This is a genomic window from Brachyspira pilosicoli (assembly GCF_008016535.1).
GTDB classification, from domain to species: Bacteria; Spirochaetota; Brachyspiria; order Brachyspirales; family Brachyspiraceae; genus Brachyspira; species Brachyspira pilosicoli_A.
The window spans coordinates 1-550 of the sequence record NZ_SAXY01000110.1 but is presented as its reverse complement, the minus strand read 5'-3'; the positions used below and the strand labels follow the sequence as shown (position 1 = coordinate 550).

Below are 550 nucleotides of genomic sequence, written 5' to 3'. Positions count from 1 at the left end.
GGAACAACAGCTATAGAAACTGTCCTAAAAGAAAATAATTTGTATAGGAGCAAAAAGAAAAAAATTAAGAGAAAACATAAAGGAAAGCATGCTATTTATATCAAGGAAGCAGGGGAAAAAGTACAAATAGATGTCAAATATGCTTTTTTTGGTGAAATACGCTATTATCAATTTACTGCTGTCGATTTAGCAATGAGAATGAGCTTTAGATATTTATACGATGAAAAAAGTCCTAACAGTACTATTGATTTTGTAAAACGAATGTTAGATTATTTTCCTTTTAGAATACATTGTATTCAAAGTGATAATGGTACAGAATTTACTTATCGCAAACATTTATTTGATACAGTACATCCATTAGATATATTTTGCAAGAAAAACTATATTAAGAGAGTTTATAGTCCAGTAGCCTCACCTTGGTATTGCCGCAGGCACGCACAGCGATGGTGTAGTAGAAAGTACACACAACCGAGACCAAAAAGAATTTTATGATTTTTGTACACAAGAATTAACTTTAGAGAAAGCAAATAAAAATATACAAAAATATAAT

At 29.8% G+C, this 550-nt stretch carries 1 pseudogene; it reads left to right on the top strand.

Features of this window, described 5'->3' with window-relative positions:
* A pseudogene (locus EPJ72_RS12940) lies at positions 1-550 on the top strand (hypothetical protein); the annotation flags it as partial.